This is a genomic window from Lentzea fradiae, assembly GCF_900100955.1.
GTDB lineage: Bacteria > Actinomycetota > Actinomycetes > Mycobacteriales > Pseudonocardiaceae > Lentzea > Lentzea fradiae.
Genome location: NZ_FNCC01000017.1, coordinates 56,559 through 71,124 on the forward strand (window position 1 = coordinate 56,559; position 14,566 = coordinate 71,124).

Annotated in this window: 15 protein-coding genes; 8 read left to right on the forward strand and 7 right to left on the reverse strand. The window is 70.9% G+C overall.

Annotated elements, in window-relative coordinates:
• Positions 1–47: 47 nt before the first annotated feature.
• The 7 genes from BLT23_RS33330 to uraH form a co-directional block, all read right to left on the reverse strand.
• Positions 48–1,448, reverse strand: coding sequence for an NCS2 family permease (locus tag BLT23_RS33330; RefSeq protein ID WP_090057160.1), 1,401 nt, complete (start codon positions 1,446–1,448; stop codon positions 48–50).
• A gap of 283 nt (positions 1,449–1,731) precedes the next feature.
• Entirely contained in the window at positions 1,732–2,193 is a 462-nt protein-coding gene (locus BLT23_RS33335) for a nucleoside deaminase (protein WP_090057163.1), read from the reverse strand.
• 18 nt (positions 2,194–2,211) lie between these two features.
• On the reverse strand, positions 2,212–4,398 hold the full coding sequence (locus BLT23_RS33340; RefSeq protein ID WP_090057167.1) for a molybdopterin cofactor-binding domain-containing protein: 2,187 nt from the start codon (positions 4,396–4,398) through the stop codon (positions 2,212–2,214).
• Complete coding sequence (locus tag BLT23_RS33345; RefSeq protein WP_090057171.1) at positions 4,395–5,747, reverse strand: 8-oxoguanine deaminase; 1,353 nt, start codon at positions 5,745–5,747, stop codon at positions 4,395–4,397. Before BLT23_RS33345 ends, BLT23_RS33340 begins: the two co-directional genes overlap by 4 nt.
• Positions 5,744–6,205 carry a (2Fe-2S)-binding protein gene (locus tag BLT23_RS33350; protein ID WP_090057174.1) on the reverse strand — a complete coding sequence of 154 codons (462 nt, stop codon included), beginning with the start codon at positions 6,203–6,205 and terminating at the stop codon, positions 5,744–5,746. The genes BLT23_RS33345 and BLT23_RS33350 overlap by 4 nt, the downstream gene beginning before the upstream one ends.
• Positions 6,196–7,056, reverse strand: a complete 861-nt coding sequence (locus BLT23_RS33355) for an FAD binding domain-containing protein (protein ID WP_090057177.1) — start codon at positions 7,054–7,056, stop codon at positions 6,196–6,198. The genes BLT23_RS33350 and BLT23_RS33355 overlap by 10 nt, the downstream gene beginning before the upstream one ends.
• 2 nt (positions 7,057–7,058) lie before the next feature.
• Positions 7,059–7,361 (reverse strand): hydroxyisourate hydrolase, encoded by a 303-nt coding sequence (gene uraH / locus BLT23_RS33360; protein WP_090057181.1) that lies wholly within the window; start codon positions 7,359–7,361, stop codon positions 7,059–7,061.
• 156 nt (positions 7,362–7,517) lie between these two features.
• Here uraH and BLT23_RS33365 point away from each other — a divergent pair, with 156 nt between their 5' ends.
• The 8 genes from BLT23_RS33365 (at position 7,518) to BLT23_RS33400 (ending at position 14,536) form a co-directional block, all read left to right on the forward strand.
• On the forward strand, positions 7,518–8,957 hold the full coding sequence (locus BLT23_RS33365) for a PucR family transcriptional regulator (RefSeq protein ID WP_090057186.1): 1,440 nt from the start codon (positions 7,518–7,520) through the stop codon (positions 8,955–8,957).
• A gap of 9 nt (positions 8,958–8,966) precedes the next feature.
• Complete coding sequence (locus BLT23_RS33370) at positions 8,967–9,272, forward strand: hypothetical protein (protein ID WP_143036124.1); 306 nt, start codon at positions 8,967–8,969, stop codon at positions 9,270–9,272.
• 66 nt (positions 9,273–9,338) lie between these two features.
• Positions 9,339–9,659, forward strand: a complete 321-nt coding sequence (locus BLT23_RS33375; protein WP_143036125.1) for a hypothetical protein — start codon at positions 9,339–9,341, stop codon at positions 9,657–9,659.
• A gap of 108 nt (positions 9,660–9,767) precedes the next feature.
• Positions 9,768–10,667 (forward strand): superoxide dismutase, encoded by a 900-nt coding sequence (locus BLT23_RS33380; RefSeq protein WP_090057197.1) that lies wholly within the window; start codon positions 9,768–9,770, stop codon positions 10,665–10,667.
• Between the two features lie 171 nt (positions 10,668–10,838).
• Positions 10,839–13,181: a sensor histidine kinase gene (locus BLT23_RS33385; RefSeq protein ID WP_245744466.1), complete on the forward strand. Its 2,343-nt coding sequence runs from the start codon at positions 10,839–10,841 to the stop codon at positions 13,179–13,181.
• Positions 13,178–13,612, forward strand: a complete 435-nt coding sequence (locus BLT23_RS33390; RefSeq protein ID WP_090057201.1) for a roadblock/LC7 domain-containing protein — start codon at positions 13,178–13,180, stop codon at positions 13,610–13,612. Before BLT23_RS33385 ends, BLT23_RS33390 begins: the two co-directional genes overlap by 4 nt.
• A complete protein-coding gene (locus tag BLT23_RS33395; protein WP_090057204.1) occupies positions 13,612–13,977 on the forward strand; it encodes a DUF742 domain-containing protein in 366 nt (121 codons plus the stop codon). The genes BLT23_RS33390 and BLT23_RS33395 overlap by 1 nt, the downstream gene beginning before the upstream one ends.
• Positions 13,958–14,536: a GTP-binding protein gene (locus tag BLT23_RS33400; RefSeq protein WP_090057208.1), complete on the forward strand. Its 579-nt coding sequence runs from the start codon at positions 13,958–13,960 to the stop codon at positions 14,534–14,536. The genes BLT23_RS33395 and BLT23_RS33400 overlap by 20 nt, the downstream gene beginning before the upstream one ends.
• The last annotated feature ends 30 nt before the right edge of the window (positions 14,537–14,566 follow it).

Consider the following 14,566-nt stretch of genomic DNA (forward strand, 5'->3'; position numbering starts at 1 on the left):
CCTCCTCGACGACTTCGGGGAACGGGGCCCGGCCGGACCCCGTTCTCTCACTTGATCAGGTCGACGCCGAAGTAGACGGCGAACAGCAGCGCCAAGCCGGTCATCAGCCAGCCGGGCCACCGGCCCTTGCAGATTCGCAGCACGACGTAGGACACGACGCCCGCGCCGATGCCGTTGGTGATGGAGTAGGTGAACGGGATGATCGCCACCGTCAGGAACACGGGGATGGTGAAGTCCGTCTCCTGCCACGGGATGCGGCGGATCTGCGTCATCATCAGGCCGCCGATCACCACCAGCGCCGGCGCCGCCGCCTGGGCGGGCACGATGGCGGCCAGGGGCGTGAAGAGCAGTGCCACCAGGAAGAGCCCGCCGGTCACCACCGAGGCCAGGCCGGTCCGAGCGCCTTCGCCGACTCCTGCGGCCGACTCCAGGAACACGGTGTTCGGGGCGGACCCCGTGACGCCACCGGCGATCGCACCGGCACCGTCGACCATGAGGATCTTGCCCATGCCTTCCACGCGGCCGTCCTTGGTGAGACCGGCCTCGTCGGCGACGGACGTGATCGTGCCCATCGCGTCGAAGAACCCCGACAGCACCAGCGTGAACAGGAAGATCGTCGCCGCGATCACCCCGGCCGAGACGAACCCGCCGACCAGGTCGACCCTGCCGAACAGGCCGAAGTCCGGTGACGCGACCACCGACGACGGCAGCGACGGCGTCACCAGGCCCCAGTTCCCGACGTGGAACACCGAGTTCACCACCACGGCGACGACGGTGGCCGCCACGATGCTGATCAGCACCGCGCCGGGCACACCGCGGGCCATCAGCACGATCATCAGCAGCAGGCCGACGCAGAACACGACGATCGGCCAGCCGCTCAGGTGCCCGTCGATCCCCATCCGCACCGGCACGGTCGACCCGGCCGCGTCGGGCGTGCGGGTGACGAAACCGGCCGAGACCAGTCCCACGAGGGCGATGTAGAGGCCGATGCCGACGGTGATCGCGATCTTCAACGGCTCCGGGATCGAGTTGATGATCCGCTCGCGGACACCGGAGGCGGCCATCACGACGATGCAGATCCCCTCCAGCACCACCAGCCCGAACGCCTGCGCCCACGTCATGGCGGGTGCCATCTGGAACGCCACCACGCCGTTCACGCCGAGCCCGGCGGCGATCGCCAGCGGTGCGTTGCCGACGAGTCCCATGAGGACGGTCATCACACCTGCGGCCAGCGCGGTGGCGGTGGTGATCTCGGCGATGGTGAGCTTGGCCCCGGTGATGTCGGCGGACGCGCCGAGGATCAACGGGTTCAGCAGCACGATGTACGACATGGCGACGAACGTCGTGATGCCGCCGCGCACCTCACGGCCCAGCGAGCTGCCGCGTTCGGTGATCCGGAAGAACTGGTCGAGCGCCGACGCCGGTTGTCGGCTCCGCAACTGGGTCATGGAGGACGGCCTTTCCCATGCCGGTGGGCGCGTTCCATCGCCGGAACGCGTTCAAGCGATGCGAGCTCCGGTCAGCTCAGCGCCTTGCCAGAAGTGCTCTCCGTGACGACGCGCCCACACGCGCCTCTCTTTCGTGTTTTCCACTGGGTACGCGGGGGCCCCGCGTACCATGCACGGAAACGCGGGGGCCCCGCGTACCGTGGATGCGTCACGCAGAGGCGCCGTTGTACGTCGGGTGGATGACGCGCGAGAGGGTGTCGGACGGAACTTCTGGTCTGGCGCTTCAGTAGTTGATGCGGGTGGCGAGCGACGTCCACGCGGTGAACGGGGCGTTGTCCTCGCCGGTGGAGATCCGCTGCACGGGCAGGTCCCACTCGTCGCGGGGCCTGCTGAACAGCTCGTAGAACTCCCGGTCGTCGAACCCGGCCGCCGCCGCGTCGTGGCGGTCGGCGGCGTAGACGACCCTGTCGACCCGCGCCCAGAGCGCGGCGGACAGGCACAGGGGACACGGCTCGCACGACGAGATCAGCGTGCAGCCGGTCAGCTTGAAGTCGCCGAGCGCCTGGCAGGCCGCGCGGATCGCGACGACCTCGGCGTGGGCGGTGGGGTCGAGGGTGGACGTGACCTGGTTGACGCCGGTGGCGACCACCTCACCACCGCGGACGATCATGGCGCCGAACGGGCCGCCGCCGTCGGCCACGTTGCGGGTGGCCAGGTCGATGGTGGCGAGCAGGTGTGCGTTCACTTCGGGGACTCCAGGAGATCAGGTACCGGTGAGGTGTTCCGGGCGGACCGGGACGCGGGTGAGCGCCAGGCCGGTCGCCGCGCGGATCGCCGCCACGATCGCCGGGGTCGACGAGATGGTGGGCGGTTCGCCGACGCCGCGGATGCCGTACGGGGCGTGCGGGTCGGCGAGCTCGAGCACGTCGATGCTCATCGGCGGCATGTCGAGCACGGTCGGGATGAGGTAGTCGGTGAAGGACGGGTTGCGCACCTTGCCGCCGGAGGTCTGGATCTCCTCCATGACGGCGAGGCCGAGGCCCTGGGCGGAGCCGCCCTGGATCTGACCGACCACGGCCTGCGGGTTCAGCGCGCGGCCCACGTCCTGTGCGCAGTCCAGGGCGACGACGCGGACGAGACCCAGCTCCACGTCCACGTCGACCACGGCGCGATGCGCGGCGAAGCCGTACTGGACGTGCGCGTTGCCCTGTCCCGTCTCGGGGTCGATGGCCTCGGTCGCGCGGTGGCGCCACTCGGTGGTCTCGTCGATCACCTCGTCGCCGATGTCCGTGCGGCCGGCCAGCTTCTCGCGCACCAGCGCGCAGGCCGCCTTCACCGCGCCGCCGGTCACGTACGTCTGGCGGGACGCCGAGGTGGAGCCGCCGTTGCCGATCGTGGTGTCCATCGGCAGCACGGTGACACGTTCGATGCCCAGCTCGGTGCGCACGATCTGCTGCATGATCGTCACCAAGCCCTGGCCGACCTCGCACGCGGCGGTGTGCACGGCGGCGGCCAGCTCGCCGTTGACCATCGACACCCGCACACGGGCGGTCGAGTAGTCGTCGTAGCCCTCGGAGAAGCAGATGTTCTTGATGCCGACGGCATAACCGACACCGCGGACGACGCCCTCGCCGTGCGTGGTGTTCGAGACGCCGCCAGGCAGCTCGCGGATGTCCGTGGACGTCCCCGCGGGCAACGGCTTGTCCTGCACCAGCTTCAGCAGCTGCGCGACGGGTGCGGCCGAGTCGACGACCTGGCCGGTCGGCATGACCGATCCCTCGGTCATCGCGTTGCGCACACGCACGTCGACGGGGGACATCCCCAGCGCCTCGGCGAGTTTGTCCATTTGGGACTCGTACGCGAAACCTGCCTGCACAGCACCGAATCCGCGCATCGCGCCGCACGGCGGGTTGTTCGTGTAGACGCCGTACGCGTCGACCGTGACGTTGTCGACCTCGTACGGCCCGACACCCAGCGTCGCCGCGTTCGCCACGACGGCGGGGGTGGAGGACGCGTACGCGCCGCCGTCGAGGTACATCTTCGTGCGGACGTACACCAGCTTGCCGGTGTGGTCGGCGCCGTGCTCGTAGTACAGCACGGCCGGGTGCCGGTGCACGTGCCCGTAGAACGACTCCTCGCGGTTGTAGACCATCTTCACCGGCTTGCCGGTGTGCAGCGCGAGCAGGCACGCGTGCACCTGCATCGACAGGTCCTCACGGCCGCCGAACGCGCCACCGACGCCGGACAGCGTCAGCCGCACCTTCTCCTCCGGCAGGCCCAGCGCCGCGGCGACCTGCGAGCGGTCGACGTGCAGCCACTGCGTGGCGATGTAGAGGTCGACCGAGCCGTCCCCGGCCGGGACGGCGAGCCCGGACTCCGGGCCGAGGAACGCCTGGTCCTGCATGCCGACCTCGTACCGGCCGGTGACCACGACATCGGCCGTCACGTCCCGGGAGCCGCGCCGGATCGGCACGTGCCGCACCAGGTTGCCGCCGGGGTGCAACGGCGTGTCGTCGACCGCGGTCTCCATGTCCACCACGGGTTCCAGCACGTCGTACGTCACGACGATCTTCTTCATCGCCCGCCGCGCGGTCTCCGGGTGGTCGGCGCCGACGAGCGCGATCGGCTCACCCTGGTAGCGCACGACGTCCACGGCCAGCACCGGCTGGTCCTTGTGCTCCAGCCCGTACAGGTTGCGGCCGGGTACGTCCAGGTGCGTCAGCACCGCGTACACACCGGGAACCTTCAGCGCCTCGGTGATGTCGACGGACGTGATGCGGGCGTACGGGTGCGGCGAGCGCAGCGTGGCGCCCCAGATCATGTCCTCGTGCCACAGGTCGGAGGCGTAGGCGAACTCGCCGCGCACCTTCAGGTTGCCGTCCGGGCGCTGCGGCGACGTGCCGATGCCGCCCGAGACCGCGGAGGTCAGTTCGGCGGGGGTGAGGGTCATCGCGCGGCCTCCTGGAGCTTGCGGCTGGCGGCGGAGAGCTCGCGCGCCAGGTCGTCGGTCGGGGCGGTGAGCAGGACCCCGTCCCGCACCACGACCTCGCCGCCCACGATCAGCAGTTTCAGCGGCGGGGGAGTGCCGAGCACCAGCGCCGCGACCGGGTCCGCGATGCCCGCGTGGTCGAGCCCGGACAGGTCCCACACGGCCAGGTCGGCGACCTTGCCCGGCTCGATCGACCCCAGCGAGTCGGCCCGGCCCAGCACCCGCGCGCCGCCCATCGTGCCCATCCACAACGCCTCGCGGGCGGTCATCGCGGCCGGGCCGCCGCGCTGCCGTGCCTGGTACAGCGCCGAGCGCAGCTCCACGACGAGTCCACCGTCCTCGTTGGACGCCGACCCGTCGACGCCGAGGCCGACCGGCGCGCCCGCGTCCAGCAGGTCGCGCACGGGTGCGATCCCGGTGCCCAGCCGCCCGTTGGACGTCGGGCAGTGCGCGGACCCGGTCGAGGTGGCGCCGAGCCGCTTCACCGCGTCCCCGTTGAGGTGCACGGTGTGCGCGAGCCACACGTCCGGGCCCAGCCAGCCGAGCTGCTCGGCGTACTCGGTCGGCGTGCAGCCGTTCTCGGCCTGGCACTGCTCCTCCTCGTCGAGGGTCTCGGCGAGGTGGGTGTGCAGGCGGACACCGTTGCGCCGGGCCAGTTCGGCGGCACCGGTCATCAGTTCCTTCGACACCGAGAACGGCGAACAGGGCCCGACCGCCACGCGCACCAGCGCGTCGTCGGCGGTCGAGTGGTGGTCCCGGATGGCCTGCTCGGTCGCGATGAGCGCGGCCTCGGTCTCCTCGACCAGGTTGTCCGGCGGCAGCCCGCCCTGCGACTCGCCCCTGTCCATCGACCCGCGGATCGCCTCCAGCCGGATGCCGACCCGCCGCCCCGCCGACACGAGCGCGTCGAACACGTCACCGCCGCCGGACGGGAAGACGTAGTGGTGGTCGGCGGCCAGGGTGCAGCCGGTCAGCGCCAGCTTGGCGAGCCCCGCGGACGCCGCCGCGTGCGTCACCTCGTCGTCGAGGCCGCGCCACACCGGGTACAGCGCGGTCAGCCACTCGAACAGGGTGGCGTCGGTCGCGAGACCGCGCGTCGCCCACTGGTAGAGGTGGTGGTGGGTGTTGATCAGGCCGGGCGTCACCAGGCACGACGACGCGTCGACGTAGGTGTGCTCCGCATCCGGCTTCGGCGCCGGGCCGGAACCGACCGAGACGATCCGGCTGCCGTCGACGACGACGTGACCGGAAGCGTGCTCGGTCCCGGAGGAATCCACTGTGGACACCGCGCAGCGGTCGAGGACGATCATCGGCGCGCCGCCGCCAGCCGCACGGCGTCCAGGATCTTCTCGTACCCCGTGCAGCGGCACAGGTTCCCGGCGAGCGCCTCGCGGATCTCCGGGTCGGACGGCTGCGGCACCCGCTCCAGCAGGTCGTGCGCCGCGACGACCAGACCGGGCGTGCAGAACCCGCACTGCACCGCGCCCGCCTCGACGAACGCCTCCTGCACCGGGTCGAGCCGGTCGCCCTCGGCGAGCCCCTCGACCGTGCGGACCTCGCGGTCCTGCGCCTGGCCCGCCGCGACCAGGCACGCGCACACCGGCACGTCGTCCAGGTACACCGTGCACGACCCGCACTCGCCCTGCTCGCAGGCGTTCTTCGAACCGGGCAGCCCGAGCCGCTCGCGCAGCACGTACAGCAGCGACTCGCCCTCCCACACGTCGTCGGCCTGGCGCTGCTCGCCGTTGACCGTCAGGTTCACGCGCATGCCCGCTCCCCGTCGATGAGTTCCTGCCAGGCCCAGCCCAGCGTCCTGCGTGCCATCACTGCCAAGGCGTGCTTGCGGTACGCCGCCGACCCGCGCACGTCGTCGATCGGCGACGCCGCCCGCGAGACCAGCTCGCCGAACTCGCGCTTCACCGAGTCCAGCAACGGTTTCGGCGACGAGAAGTCCAGCTCCGAGGCCAGGAACTCCTCGGCCTCCCGCGCCCGCCGCGGCGTCGGTGCCGCGGACCCGACGGCCGCGCCCACCCGCTTCTCCGCCGGGAACAGCGAGATCGCGAACGAGCACACCGCGATCACCATCGCGTTGCGGGTGCCGACCTTCGAGAACTGCTGTGGCCCCGCCGCCGGCTTCAGGTGGACGGCGACGATCAGCTCGTCCTGCTCCAGCGCGTTCCGCTTCACACCCAGGTAGAACTCGGTGGCCGGGATCATCCTGCTCCCGCGCGCCGAGGCCACCTCGACCACCGCGTCCGACGCGAGCAGCACCGGGTGCGTGTCGCCCGCGGGGGACGCCGCACCCAGGTTGCCGCCGACCGTGCCCCGGTTGCGGATCTGCGGCGACCCGACCGTGCGCGACGCCATCGCGAGCCCCGGCAGCCGGTCGCCCAGCTCTGCGATGATCCGCGCGTACGGCACACCCGCGCCGATCCGCAGCCCCTCGTCCCAGCGTTGCAGCTCCGGAACCCTGGTCAGGTCCAGCAGCGCGGGCGGCCTGCGGTGGTCGAAGTTCAGCTCCACCATGACGTCCGTGCCACCGGCGATCGGCACGGCGTCCGGCCTCTCGGCCTTCAGCGCCAACGCCTCGGCGAGCGTCTCCGGTCGAAGGAAGTCCATCGTCAGCTACCTCGGTAGGTGGAGTAGGCGAACGGCGACAGCAGCAGCGGCACGTGGTAGTGCTGCGCCGGGTCGGAGTAGTCGAACGTGAGCACGACCTCCGGGAAGAACGGCGCGGCCTCCGCCGTGTCGAACACCAGCCGGTACACGCCCGCCTCCAGACCCTCACCCCAGCCGGTGATGCGCCCGTCCGCGTTCGTCACGGCGCTCGCCACCTCGGTCCCGTCGCGCCGCCGCAGCGACACGGCGATGCCCGCGAACGGCCTGCCGCGGGCCGCGTCCAGCACGTGCGTGGAGATCGTCACTCGCCCTCCCGTCTCGTTGTGAGCCAGTACACAAGGCTCATGTGTCCTCCAGCTACGGCCGGATTACATGAACCACCGGGCTCCTGCACGCCCCCGATTTGTGCTTTCCTACAAACGTCACCCGTTCTGGCTACGGATGGACGAAAGTGACCTGTCATGTTGCTGCTGCGGACCCTGCTGCACATGCCGGAACTGCGGCTGAGCCTGCACACCGGTGAGGACCAGCTCGACCGCACCGTCACCCGCGTGTACGGCACGGAGCTGCCCGACCCCAGCCGGTACCTGTCCGGCGGGGAGCTGGTGCTGTCCGGCCTGCTCTGGCACCACGGCCCGCGCGACTCCGAGACGTTCGTCCGCTCCCTCGCCTCCGCCCGCGTCGCGGGCCTCGCCGCGTCCGAGCCGGAGAGCCGCTCGCTGCCCGGCGACCTGGTCGACGCCTGCGCCCGCCACCGGGTGCCGCTGCTGGAGGTGCCCGTCGACCTGTCGTTCGCGACCATCACCGAACGCGTCTCGATGGAGCTGGCCGGCCTGTCCCGGCACCGCAGGCTCCTCAACGTCGTCGCGGAGGGCTCCGGCCTGCCGGCGCTGCTGCGCGCGGGCGGCCACGAGCTGAACGCGCGGTGCTGGGTGCTCGCCACCACCGGCCGCGTCGTCGCGGGCGGCGAGCTGGGCGACCGGGACGTGCTGGTGAAGGAGTTCCTGCAGGCCGACCGGCTGCCGAAGGCCGTCAGGGGCCTCACGCTCGTGCCCGTCTCCGAACGCGGCGGCTCCCGCCTGACCAGCTGGATCCTCGTCGTCGGCGGCCGGGTGAGCGAGGAGGCCGCCGCCGAGCTGGCCTCCCTCGTCGGCCTCGAACGCCTGCGCGCGGCCCAGGGCAGGCAGATCGAGAACCGCACGGCCGCACCGCTGGTCGCCGCCGTGCTGAGCGGCTCGGCCGACCTGGAGTCCCGGCTGGCCGCCGCCGGACTGGAGAGCGCCCGCCTGCGCGTGCTCAGCGCCGTGACGTCCGACCAGCGCGCCGACCTCGCGGCGGCCGTGCTGGAGGAGACGCTGCCGCAGGCGCTGGTCACCCCGGTCGGCGACACCGTCTGCGCGGTCGCGAAAGCCGACGACTCGTCCCCCGACGATGTCCGTGAGGCGATGCGCGTCCTCGAACCGGGTCTCGGCTCGTCCCGCGTGCTCGTCGGCATCAGCTCACCCGTCGAGTCACGCGGCCTGCGCGGCGCGGCGGAGGAAGCCACCCACGCCCGCCGGCTGGCCGGACGCCGCACCGGCCGCACGTGCGTCGTCGCGGGAGAGGAGATCGCACTGCACCAGCTGCTGCTCGCGGGTGTGCCCGAGGAGCTGCGCGGTTCGTTGCGGCGCAGGCTCCTCGGACCCGTGCTGGACTACGACGCCGAGCACGGCTCCGACCTCGCTGGGACGCTGAAGGTGTTCCTCGACTGCTCCGGCTCGTGGACCGCCGCGGCCGCCAAGCTGCACGTGCACGTGAACACGTTGCGCTACCGGGTCGGCCGTGTGGAGGAGCTGCTCGGCATGGACCTCACCGAGTTCGAGGCGCGCGTGGACCTCTTCCTGGCGCTGCAAGCGGGTTAGGGTCGAGACGTGCCCTTCGGACTGGTGAAGGCGCTGCTGGGGCTCCGGCCCCCGCCGCCCGTTCCCGAACATCGGCCGATAGAACGAATCGCGGCCGACCTCCGCCGGGTGCGGTGCGCGCGGGCCGGGTTCGGGCAGGGCGCCTCGGCGGCGAAGAAGATCGGCGCACGTCAGGCGTACGACGCGCTGCTCTCGCAGGCGTGCGCGGCGCTCGGCGTGGAGCACCGGCTGCGGGTGGTGCCGGAGGGGATGGACCGGGAGTTCGAGCGGATGCGGGTCGAGGAGCGTCTCAAGGAGCTCGGGTTGTCCTTCTGATGGCTGATACTCACCTGGACTCCAGGCTGATGCGCGCACAGGCCGGCGTTTCCTAGATTTGCGCCCATGAGAGTCGCCTTACTCGTGGGCCTGTTGCTGGTCGCAAGCACCGGCTGCGCGACAGCGCCCAGCATCCGCGTCACGGTCGAGGGCACGGGTACGACCGACCAGCTCACCTACCTGTTCCCCGGCGAGCAGGAACGGACCCTGCGCAACCCGGACATGCCGTTCGAACGGCTGGGCACGAACGAGGGCAGGGTCGTGGTCAGGCTCGAAGGGGTGCACGGCGAGCTGACCTGCAAGATCATCGTCAACGGGCGGCAGGTCAAGACCGCCACCTCCAACACCGGCGCCGCGCTCACGTGCGACCACGCGATGGCCGCCTGAGGATCGTCGCCGCTGAGCTGTGGAGATGTCGGCTTGCTGAGAAAAGCCGGGAACCGGAGCCGCTCAGGAGAAGGATCGGGGGCGCACCCAATCCGACTAGGAGGCGGCATGTACCGCAGATTCGGTGTCCTGCTGGCGGCTGTCCTGGGCGTCTCGCTCGCGACAGCCGCACCGGCCACCGCGGACGGTTCCCGGCACTTCCCCGCGGAGTTCTCCCTGCCCTCCGGCTGGCAGCCGGAGGGGATCGCGATCGGCGGCACCACGGCGTACTTCGGGTCTCGGGCCGACGGCTCCATCTACGCGGCCGACCTGCGCACCGGCACCGGCAAGGTGCTCGCGAAGGGACCCGGCACGCCCTCGCTCGGCATGAAGACAGACGCGCGCAAGCGGCTGTGGGTCGCGGGCGGCACGGGCGGCGACGCCCGCGTCTACGACACCCGCACCGGCGCGTTGCTGGCCAGGTACCAGTTCGCGACCGAGGACACGTTCGTCAACGACGTGGTGCTGACCGAGAGGTCGGCGTGGTTCACCGACTCGCGCAAGGCGGTGCTCTACGAGGTCCCGCTGAGCCTCAAGCCGCACCGGACGCTCGTGCTGACCGGTGACCTCGTCATCACGCCGGGCGCGGTCAACCTCAACGGCATCGAGACGGGGCTGCACGGCGACCTGATCGCCGTGCAGAGCAACACCGGCCAGTTGTTCCGCATCGATCCGCGGACCGGAGAAACCCGCGACATCAATCTGAACGGCCAAACACTCACGAATGGCGACGGACTGTTGCGTGAGGGACGTCAGTTGTACGTGGTGCAAAACAGGCTGAACAAAGTCGCGCGCTACACCTTGAGCCGTGACGGCGCGACTCTCGCGGCGGAACGAACGGACGCGCGGTTCGACGTTCCCACGACGGTGGCCGCGTTCGGCAAGCGCCTCTACCTGCCGAATGCCCGCTTCAACACCACGCCGACGCCGGAGACGACTTACACCGTCGTCGCTGTCGACCGTCCCTAGAAGGAACGCGGGAACTAGTCCGGACGGGGGTTCTTGAGTTACGAGAACCCCTGTACCGGCTGTTGCTCCACTCACTCCACTGGGTAGCCTGCGACCGTAATTGCACCGAAGGAGTGACTCTGGGTTACCCGCAGCGCTAGCCGTGGGCACACAGGAGACCGTGAGAGCGCTGTGAGCGAGAAGAGCGGCTACACCCCGACCAACTACCGGACCATTCGGTCGCGGCTGGCCGGTGTCGTGGTCGTGCCCAGCGTGGTGCTCCTCGTGATGTGGGCCGTCTTCTCCTCCTACACCCTTTTCGACGGTTTCTACATGCGGTCGGTCGCGTCGAACGTGAAGGACGTGACGATCCCCGCCGTCGGGGCGTTCGCCGGGTTGCAGAAGGAACGCGAGCTGAGCCTCGTGCTGCTGAGCGAGCCGGACCGGGACGCCGCGGAGCTGAAGCGGCAGCAGCAGGAGACCGACAAGGCCGTGGGGAGGATGCGGGACGCCTTCGCCGGGCTTTCCGGCGGTTCGCCGCAGGACGTCGTCGAGCGGATCGACGCCCTCACCGCGCTGCTCGGCCAGCTGCCGGACCGGCGCGCCCAGGTCGAGTCCCGCGCCGCCGACCCGCAGGCCGTCTACAGCTACTACAACAGCCTCCTGGACGCGGGCGTCGCGGTGCTCTCCCGGCAGGCGCGGCTCGTGCCCGACGCCGAGGCGAGCCAGTCCAACGTCCACGCCGTCACGATCTTCCAGGCCGCCGACTGGATGTCCCGCGCCGCCACGGTCGGCTCGCGCGGGCTGCTCAACGGCACGTTCACCCCGGCGGAGCGGGTCGAGTTCGCCCGGCTGTCCGGCGCGTACCACGCCAGCCTCGACACGACGGTCCCGTTCGCGCTGGAGCAGGCCCGCGAGCGGTACGACGCGCTGAGCACCGGCGCCGGCTACCGGACGCTGACCGAGCTCGAAGGCCGGATCATCAACGGCGACCGCGAGGTCACCGAGCAGCAGTGGCGCGCGACGACCGCCCCGGTGCACGAGGAGCTGGTCGGGATCGCGGTGCGGCAGGCGCAGGACGCCGCCGCCCTCGGCCTCGACAAGGCCACCAGCCTGGTCACCGCCGTGCTGATCGGCAGCCTGGTCGCGTTGCTCGCGGCCGTCGTCGGCATCGTGCTGGCGCTGCGCACGTCGAACCGCCTGGTCAGCAAGGCGTTGCTGACGCGGCTCGCGTCGTTGCGGGAGGACACGCTGCGGCTCGCGCAGGAACGGCTGCCGCAGATCGTGGCGCGGCTGCGCGGCGGCGAGCAGGTCGAGGTGCACCGCGACATGCCGCCGCTCGACTACGGCAACGACGAGATCGGCCAGGTCGCGGACGCGTTCAACACCGCCCAGTACACGGCGGTCGCGGCGGCGGTGAAGGAGTCGCGGGCGCGGCAGGGCGTGAACCGGGTCTTCCTCGACATCGCGCACCGCAACCAGGGCCTCGTCCACCGGCAGATCAAGATCCTCGACCGGCTGGAGCGCCAGGAGGAGAACCCCGAGCAGCTGGAGGCGTTCTTCCAGCTCGACCACCTGGCGACCCGTGCCCGCCGCAACGCCGAGAACCTGATCATCCTCGCCGGGGAGCAGCCGGGCAGGCAGTGGCGCAAGCCGGTGCGGCTGAGCGACGTGATCCGCTCCGCCGTCGCCGAGACCGAGCAGTACGTGCGGGTCAAGGTGAACCCGGCGCCGGACCGCGCGCTGGTCGGCGTCGCCGTGGCCGACACCATCCACCTGCTCGCCGAGCTCGTCGACAACGCGACGGCGTTCTCCTCGCCGCGCTCGGAGGTGGTGATCCACTCGGCCGACGCCGTGCCGCACGGCATCGTGATCGAGATCGAGGACCACGGCCTCGGCCTCACGCAGGAGGAACGCCTGCAGGCCAACGCGAAGCTCTCCAACCCGCCCGACTTCGAGACGATGGCCTTCCGCGGCGAGTCCCGGCTGGGCCTCTTCGTCGTCGCCAGGCTCGCGGCGCGGCGGGGGATCAAGGTCGAGCTGCGCGACTCGCCCTACGGTGGCACCGTGGCGTTGTGCGTGCTGCCGCCGAACATCATCGCCCCGCACACCTCGGCCGGCGACATCACCGAGACCACCCAGATGCCGCCGGTCACGTTCCACGCCGAACGGCACGGGCACGTCGAGACGCCCGCGGCCCGCCCGGCGCCGGTGACGCCGGAAGCACTGGCGGCGCTGCACGCCGGACTGAGCTCGCCGGCTCCCGCGGACGTGTCCGAAGCGGACGCATCGGCGGACGAACCAAGACCCGCGTCCCCTCCGCCGGGCGGGAAGGCACCCCTTCCCCGCAGGAAGAAGCGGCAGAACCTCGCGCCGCAGCTCGTGCAACCCTCGGAGGGAACGCCCTGTGCCGAGCCGGTGAGCAGTGACAGGCCGGCCGAGCGGATCAGAGACGGGCTCGCCGCGTTCCAGCGCGGCACCCGCGACGCCCGGCTGACCGACGACTGGAGATCAGAAGGAGCCCCCTCGTCATGAAGGACAACACCAGCCAGCACGGTGAACTGAACTGGTTGCTGGAGGACCTCATCCAGCGCGTGGTCGGCGCCCGTCACGCGGTCGTGCTGTCGGCGGACGGACTCCTGCTCGGCCGGTCGGCCGGGCTGTCCCGCGACGACTCGGAGCACCTGTCCGCGATGGCGTCGGCGTTCCAGTCGCTCGCCCGCGGCACGGGCAGGCACTTCGGCGGCGGCGCGGTCCGGCAGACCATCGTCGAGATGGAGCACGCCTACCTGTTCGTGACCGCGGCGGGCCACGGCGCGTGCCTCGCCCTGCTCGGGGAGGAGGACGCCGACATGGGCATGATCGCCTACGAGATGAACATGCTGGTCAAGCGGGTGGGCTCGTACCTGTCCTCGGCTCCTCGCGCAGAAACGGCGACGGTGCCCGCGGCACGAGAGTCACGCTGATGTCCTCCCGCGAGGACTGGTGGTACGACGAGGCGGCGGGGCCGCTGGTGCGCCCCTACGCCATGGTGCGCGGCCGCACTAGGCCGAACGCACCCGACCTTCACCTCGTGACGCAGGTCCGAGCGGCGTCGTTTGCGTCCGACCAGACGACGCTCTCGGTCGAACATCGCGAGATCATGTCCCTGTGCGCACGCCCGCTCTCGGTCGCCGAGGTAGCCGCCTACCTCGACGTGCCGCTCGTCGTGGTGAAGGTCCTGCTGTCGGACCTCATCGAGCGCGGGGACGTGATCGTGCAGAGCTCCTCTCACCAGATTCCCGACAGGGATCTCCTTCAGGCCGTACTGGATGGTGTTCGTGGGATCTGACCAGCTGACCGTGCCGACGGCGGTCAAGATCGTCATCGCGGGCGGTTTCGGCACCGGCAAGACCACGATGGTCGCGTCGGTGTCGGAGATCGCGCCGTTGAGGACGGAGGAGCTGCTCACCGAGGCGGGTGTGCACGTCGACGACCTCGTCGGCATCGAGGGCAAGGACATGACCACGGTCGCCCTGGACTTCGGGCGCATCACCATCAACACCAAGGTGGTGCTGTACCTGTTCGGCACGCCGGGCCAGAACCGCTTCTGGTTCATGTGGGACGAGCTCGCGACCGGGGCGATCGGCGCCGTCGTCCTCGTGGACACGCGGCGGCTCGACTCGTCGTTCCCGTCCATCGACTTCTTCGAGCACCGGGACATCCCGTTCATCGTGGCCGTGAACTGCTTCGACGGCGCGCAGTCGTACACGGTGGACGAGGTGCGCCACGCGCTGGACCTGGACGAGCAGATCCCGGTGATGCTGTGCGACGCGCGGAACCGGGAGTCGTCGAAGGCGGTGCTGGTGGGGCTGATCCAGCACTCGATGAACCGGCTGGCAGCCGTCTAGCCCCGACTCCGAACCGCACGCGGGGCGCTT